This window comes from Paenibacillus puldeungensis (assembly GCF_042678945.1).
Lineage (GTDB): Bacteria > Bacillota > Bacilli > Paenibacillales > Paenibacillaceae > Fontibacillus > Fontibacillus puldeungensis.
On sequence record NZ_JBHTLM010000004.1, the window covers coordinates 338,385 to 344,632 of the forward strand.

Annotated in this window: 8 protein-coding genes; all 8 read left to right on the forward strand. The window is 47.9% G+C overall.

The features are described 5' to 3' along the window. Window positions 1-12: 12 nt before the first annotated feature. The 8 genes from ACFQ3W_RS08525 (at window position 13) to ACFQ3W_RS08560 (ending at window position 5,652) form a co-directional block, all read left to right on the forward strand. Window positions 13-738 (forward strand): demethylmenaquinone methyltransferase, encoded by a 726-nt coding sequence (locus ACFQ3W_RS08525; protein WP_379318595.1) that lies wholly within the window; start codon window positions 13-15, stop codon window positions 736-738. Then, window positions 731-1,603 (forward strand): UbiA-like polyprenyltransferase, encoded by an 873-nt coding sequence (locus ACFQ3W_RS08530; RefSeq protein ID WP_379318597.1) that lies wholly within the window; start codon window positions 731-733, stop codon window positions 1,601-1,603. Before ACFQ3W_RS08525 ends, ACFQ3W_RS08530 begins: the two co-directional genes overlap by 8 nt. After that, window positions 1,603-2,223 carry a UbiX family flavin prenyltransferase gene (locus ACFQ3W_RS08535; protein WP_379318599.1) on the forward strand — a complete coding sequence of 207 codons (621 nt, stop codon included), beginning with the start codon at window positions 1,603-1,605 and terminating at the stop codon, window positions 2,221-2,223. The genes ACFQ3W_RS08530 and ACFQ3W_RS08535 overlap by 1 nt, the downstream gene beginning before the upstream one ends. Continuing rightward, window positions 2,204-3,070 carry a menaquinone biosynthetic enzyme MqnA/MqnD family protein gene (locus tag ACFQ3W_RS08540; RefSeq protein ID WP_379318601.1) on the forward strand — a complete coding sequence of 289 codons (867 nt, stop codon included), beginning with the start codon at window positions 2,204-2,206 and terminating at the stop codon, window positions 3,068-3,070. The genes ACFQ3W_RS08535 and ACFQ3W_RS08540 overlap by 20 nt, the downstream gene beginning before the upstream one ends. Further along, window positions 3,067-4,041, forward strand: coding sequence for a polyprenyl synthetase family protein (locus ACFQ3W_RS08545; RefSeq protein ID WP_379318603.1), 975 nt, complete (start codon window positions 3,067-3,069; stop codon window positions 4,039-4,041). Before ACFQ3W_RS08540 ends, ACFQ3W_RS08545 begins: the two co-directional genes overlap by 4 nt. Before the next feature lie 109 nt (window positions 4,042-4,150). Beyond that, complete coding sequence (gene ndk / locus ACFQ3W_RS08550; protein WP_379318606.1) at window positions 4,151-4,594, forward strand: nucleoside-diphosphate kinase; 444 nt, start codon at window positions 4,151-4,153, stop codon at window positions 4,592-4,594. After that, window positions 4,585-5,415 (forward strand): CheR family methyltransferase, encoded by an 831-nt coding sequence (locus ACFQ3W_RS08555; RefSeq protein WP_379318608.1) that lies wholly within the window; start codon window positions 4,585-4,587, stop codon window positions 5,413-5,415. Before ndk ends, ACFQ3W_RS08555 begins: the two co-directional genes overlap by 10 nt. A gap of 69 nt (window positions 5,416-5,484) precedes the next feature. Beyond that, window positions 5,485-5,652 (forward strand): hypothetical protein, encoded by a 168-nt coding sequence (locus ACFQ3W_RS08560; RefSeq protein ID WP_379318610.1) that lies wholly within the window; start codon window positions 5,485-5,487, stop codon window positions 5,650-5,652. Window positions 5,653-6,248: the final 596 nt, after the last annotated feature.

A 6,248-nucleotide genomic window follows, 5' to 3' on the forward strand; every position in this document is an offset into this window, starting at 1 on the left:
GTATGAAAGCTGATGAGTAATTCATCTTCCGAAACAAAGGAACAGTTTGTTCATTCCGTCTTTGAGAGCATCGCCCCGAAGTACGATATGATGAACAACCTATTGAGCTTTAGACGCCACAAAGCGTGGCGGAAATTTACGATGGCTAAAATGAACATGTCTCCGGGTGATACGGCGATCGATCTGTGCTGCGGCACGTGCGATTGGACGATCAGTATGGCCAAGACCAGTGGTGGAAAGATTACGGGACTTGATTTCAGCGAAAATATGCTGGAGTTCGGTCGGCGGAAAGTTCTGGATAGCCATCTTGACCATTCGATCACCTTGATTCAAGGCAATGCCATGGACTTGCCGTTCGCTGACAATACGTTTGATTACGCTACCATCGGTTTTGGCCTTCGCAACGTACCTGATCTTCACCAGGTGCTGCGGGAAATGAAACGCGTTGTAAAGCCTGGCGGCATGGTCGTGTGCCTGGAACTATCCAAACCGACCTGGCAGCCTTTCAAGAGCATTTACTACTTTTATTTTCAGAAAGTACTTCCGCTGCTTGGTAAACTGGTGGCGAAACGTTACGAGCAATATAAATGGCTGCCGGATTCACTCATCCAATTTCCCGGCCGCGAACAATTAGCACAGATTTTCCGGGAGACCGGACTTGAGAAAGTTGAAGCGTATCCTTTGACCGGCGGGATTGCCGCCTTACATATCGGAACAAAGGAGACGCCTCATGTTTAGAAAAATAGGTGTTTTTCTGCAAATGATCAAGTTTGAGCACACGGTGTTTGCTTTACCGTTTGCCTTTATGGGCGCTCTTCTCGGCTCCGTCGTCATTCGTCAGGAGCTTCCGACCTGGGCTCAAATCGGTTGGATTCTGCTGGCCATGTTTGGAGCCCGAAGTGCAGCGATGGGGTTAAACCGGCTCATTGACCGAGTCAGTGACGCTAAAAACCCCCGGACTGCCAATCGAGCGATACCGGCAGGACTGCTCAAAATTGGAGAAGTTGTGGTGTTTATCATTGCTTCATTCGCCTTGCTGTTCTGGGCCGCTGCCGAATTAAACTCGCTTGCGATGAAGCTCATGCCCATCGCTGTCTTTATGCTCGTTTTTTATTCATACACTAAAAGATTCACCTGGCTATGCCATGTTGTGCTAGGCCTCACTATTGCGCTTGCTCCTTTAGGGGGCTGGGCCGCAGTTACCGGTGAGGTCAATTGGACGGCGATGGTGTTTTATGCGACAATTACGTTTTGGATCGCAGGGTTTGATATCATATACTCTTGTCAGGACGTGGAGTTTGATACCAAAGAGGGACTATATTCGATTCCCGTGCGTTTCGGCGTCGCTAAATCTTTGAAAATCGCAAGAGTGTTTCATATCATCACCGCACTCGGATTTATCGCACTTCTGTTTATGACTGATCTTGGCTGGTGGTATATCGCCGGCATGATCATCGCTTACTTGATCCTGTTCTATGAGCATCACATCGTTTCTCCGGGCGACCTCAGCCGGCTGCAGACCGCTTTCTTCACAATGAACGGAGTGCTGAGTATCGTCGTCTTCTGTTTCACTTTGATTGATTTGGTGGTGCGGTATTACTGATGGAGGACAGACAGAAATCGATCGTTGTTGGAATTACTGGTGCCAGTGGCTCAATCTACGGCATTAAATTAGTAGAAACGCTGCTGCAAATGGAATACCTAGTGCATCTTGTGATTTCAAATGCAGGCTGGCGAGTCATTAAGGAAGAGCTCGGTTGGAGTACGTCAGATCGTGAGGAGTTGCTGCGGGACAAGTTCGGCAGCTTTCCCGGAACCGTCGTATATCATCCGGTTGCCGATATCGGGGCTTCGATCGCCAGCGGTTCTTTCCTTACTAAAGGCATGATCATCATGCCTTGCTCGATGGGGACGCTCTCTTCGATCGCGAACGGAACGTCGGACAACCTGATGGCTCGCGCCGCCGACGTTATGCTTAAGGAAGGCAGGCCACTCGTGCTTGTTCCTCGCGAAACACCACTGCATGCTATCCATTTGGAGAATATGCTGAAGCTTGCTAGACTCGGCGTTCGTATCATCCCGGCTATGCCGGCCTTTTATTTCGGTCCGAAAAATATCGATGACTTGGTTTCTTTTTTGGTTGGCAAAGTGCTGGACAATCTGGGAATCGAACACGCGTTGTTTACGAGATGGGGGGATCACAATGAACAACCGGGAGAATGACGACATCCTCATCGGAAAAATAAATTATAGTAACGTATGGCCTGTTTTTTACCATTTTAATACTTCCTCCCTTTCGCGGAGTAGCCGGTTGGTGACTGAGGTGCCAGCTGTTTTGAACCGCCAGATGCTTGATGGAGCTCTGGATATTTCTCCGGTGTCTTCCTTTGCCTTCGGCTGCGGTTCGGAACGCTTTTTACTCCTGCCCGACTTGTCCATAAGCTCGGATGGCCCGGTAAACTCGATACTGCTGTTCTCCAGAAAGCCGCCTGAACAAATCGCAGACGGAGTGATTGCGTTAACGAATACCTCGGCTACGTCGGTGAACCTGCTCAAGATCATTATGGGAAAGGCTTATGGAGGCAAACCGACGTATTGGGATAGTGAGCCTCATCTGGAGTCGATGATGGCGGAGAGCGATGCCGCACTACTCATAGGTGACCATGCGATTGAGGCATCGTGGCGAGATCATGGTTATATCGTTACCGATTTGGGGGAAGTCTGGAAAAGATGGACCGGCTACGGGATGACCTTTGCGGTGTGGGCGGTTCAGCAGACATTCGCCGAAACACACGGTGAGTATTTGGACGAAGTGTCTGCCGCTTTTGAAGCGAGCCGGGCGAAAAGTTTAAGTGACTTAACCCCGCTGATTGTGGAGGCATGCCGGGAGATCGGCGGGACGTCCGATTATTGGCACCATTATTTTAATAATTTATGTTATGATTTTGGAGATAAACGCCGGGAAGGTTTGGCGTTATACTTTAAATATGCTTATGAGATGGGGCTCTTGGACCATCCAGTACAGATGAACGTATGGAGTCATAATTCGCTGACACGGGTGAAAGAATGAAACTATTGGATATTTTCGGTGCTTTGAAAAAGGATATGGACTTTATCGAACAGCAGTTGTACCGGAGCATCGATGGCGATGATGAACTGCTGGGAGAGACGTCCCTGCATCTATTGAAAGCGGGGGGGAAAAGGCTGCGCCCCATTTTTGTGCTGCTTGGAGGAAAGTTTGGGGTATACGATTTACAGCGATTGCAGTATATTGCCGTGCCGCTGGAATTGATTCATTCGGCGTCTCTCGTTCACGATGATGTGATCGACGACGCAGATACGCGGCGGGGCAAGCCGACCGTTAAATCAAAATGGGACAACCGGATTGCTATGTATACCGGTGATTACATCTATGCCAAGGCGCTCATGCAGGTTACTCAGCTCGACAATCCTTACATACACCGTATTTTGGCTAGAGCTATGGTGCAAATGTCCATAGGTGAAATGGAGCAGATTCGCGACTTTTTCAATACGGAACAGAGTGTTCGGAATTATTTGCTCCGAATCCGCAGGAAAACGGCGCTACTGATCGCCATCAGCTGTCAGCTTGGAGCCATGGCAGCCGAGGCTCCTGCTAAGGTAAGCTCCTTGCTTTACCGATATGGCTATAATGTCGGAATGGCGTTTCAAATCCGCGACGACTTGCTAGATCTGTTCGGGACGGAGAAGGTCATAGGAAAGCCTCCGGGCAGTGACATGCGTCAGGGAAATATTACGATTCCTGTCATATATGCATTGCAGGAGGCAAGCTTGCGTGGACCGCTGCTTAAAGAGATTCGTGGCATTCAAGCCGGGGACGGGAGTGGTGACGTCACCCGGGCGATCGAAATGATTCGTACGAGTCCCGGAATTCACCGCGCCGAGGAGCTAGCTGATCGGTTCATACAAAAAGCGTTAAACGCGCTGAAGTGTCTTCCGGACAATAAAGCTCGGGCTCATTTGCAAGAAATTGCCCTCTTTGTCAACAAAAGATCGTATTGATCTTACCTTTTTCGTATTTTTCTGGTAAAATGCAGATGAAACCGCCTTCTTTTTTGGAGTGTTTCTATCATTTTATGAGTCGATGTTGATTAATTTCGGGAGGGGAACCATGGAAAGAACGTTTTTGATGGTTAAGCCGGACGGGGTACAGCGCGGACTCGTCGGCAGAATTATTAGCCGGTTCGAGGACAAGGGCTTTCAACTGGTCGCCGGCAAGCTGGTTCAAGCAACAGAGGACCAAGCTAAGAAGCATTATGCGGAGCATGAGGGAAAACCCTTTTTTGATGAATTGGTAGGCTTCATTACTTCCGGGCCGGTATTTGCCATGGTTTGGGAAGGGGACGATATCGTCGCCTTGTCTCGGCTCGTAATTGGCAAGACGAAAGTGACGGAGGCTCTTCCCGGAACAATTCGAGGGGATTTTGCAGCCCATACGCCTTTTAATTTGATCCATGGTTCCGATGGAGTGGAAAGCGCGGAACGAGAAATCGCCAACTTCTTCGCGCAGCACGAATTACTTAACTATACTAGAAGCGTCAGCTCATGGATCTAAAACCGTTTTTCTCGGATAATCCACAGGGAGACACCAAGGAAGCGGCGGATCCTGATTACCTGGGTTTTATCCAAAACATCAAGAAGAATACCGGCATTGATTTGGCTCAGTATAAGGAAGCACAAATGAAGCGTCGTTTGACGACGCTGCGTAATAAAAACGGTTATCCGACATTTGATTCGTTCTTTAAAGCGATGATGAGCAACAAAGCGCTATTTTACGAATTTTTAGACAAGATGACGATTAACGTGTCCGAATTTTGGCGCAATCCCAATCGTTGGGAAGTGTTGCGGGATGTTGTCCTTCCCGAGCTATCTCGGGATAAAGCAAAACTTAAGGTGTGGAGTGCTGCTTGTTCAACGGGCGAAGAGCCGTACACACTGTCCATGATACTTGCGGATAAGGGACTTCTGCAAAATACTTACCTTTTGGCAACGGATATCGATGACGGAGCTCTGGGCAAGGCGCAGGAAGGGATGTATTTGGAACGTTCGTTGAAGGATGTTCCTAAAGATGTGGCTGAGCGTTATTTTACGCCCGAAGGTCCGATGTATCGGTTCGATGCCAAACTGAAAAAGGCAGTAACCTTCAAGAAACAAAACCTGCTGCTCGATACGTTTGAGGAAGGGTTTGATCTGATTGTCTGCCGGAATGTCATGATTTACTTTACCGAGGAAGCGAAACAAAGTCTTTATCACAAATTTTCTAAAGCATTACGACCTGGCGGTATGTTGTTCGTTGGCAGCACGGAGCAAATTTTCTCACCGGGGCAATACGGACTTGAGGCTGGGGAGACGTTCTTTTACCGTAAAAAAGCTTAGATACGCTGTATATTCCTTCCTTTCCTTTCCAATACTTGAGAATATCAGGGTCATTTTGGAGGTCAGGCTATGGACAAGCGCAAAGTCATCGAAGCTTATCGGCGGGGATTTCTAACTCCCCAGGAATGTGCCCAAGTGCTCGGGATCGAAAGTTCTCACTTGAAGCGAATCCTTGAGGATTATCCTTCGGATCCGCGGCGGCCGATTACATTGGACAACCACCCCGCTTCCGGGTAATAAATAGCAAAGGATTAACCGATGCGCCGTGCTTCGCTGTCTTCTAGATAGCGGCACGGCGCTTTTGTTCACAGATCAGAAAGTATAAAATTGCTGGGGAAAGAATCTTGTTAGCTATGTATGTGGGGAAAATAAAAAGCTTCCACACTTTCTGACCTTGCTGACGATCAGAAAAAGGGTAATATGGCGAGTGAAAATAGGTGCGTAGCAATTATTGTTACAGTAGAACTTGCTGTTATCGCAGGAACTACCTTTACTTAGAGGGCTTACTCTTACCATAAAACTTACCGTTACCGTTGGGACTAACAGACTAAATGTATTTTCTACAGTTAAATTCTGGGTATTTGGAACCTTTGAGCATTTAAATGCAGAAAGTGCAGCTAAAATCGGCAAAACGAACCTGCCAAGGCAAATTGCCTTATTTTAGATGTACGAAATGCACGACTGTTGATTAACTAAAAAAAGGGTGGCAAAAAGGCCCCACATTCGGTAAAGTGTTTGTACCCCTACAAACCATCCGAAACGAGGCGGCCTCATGAAAAAGTCTACTTCATTATCAAACATTCTGCAATCCGTGATTTCCAAAGAAAGAATGC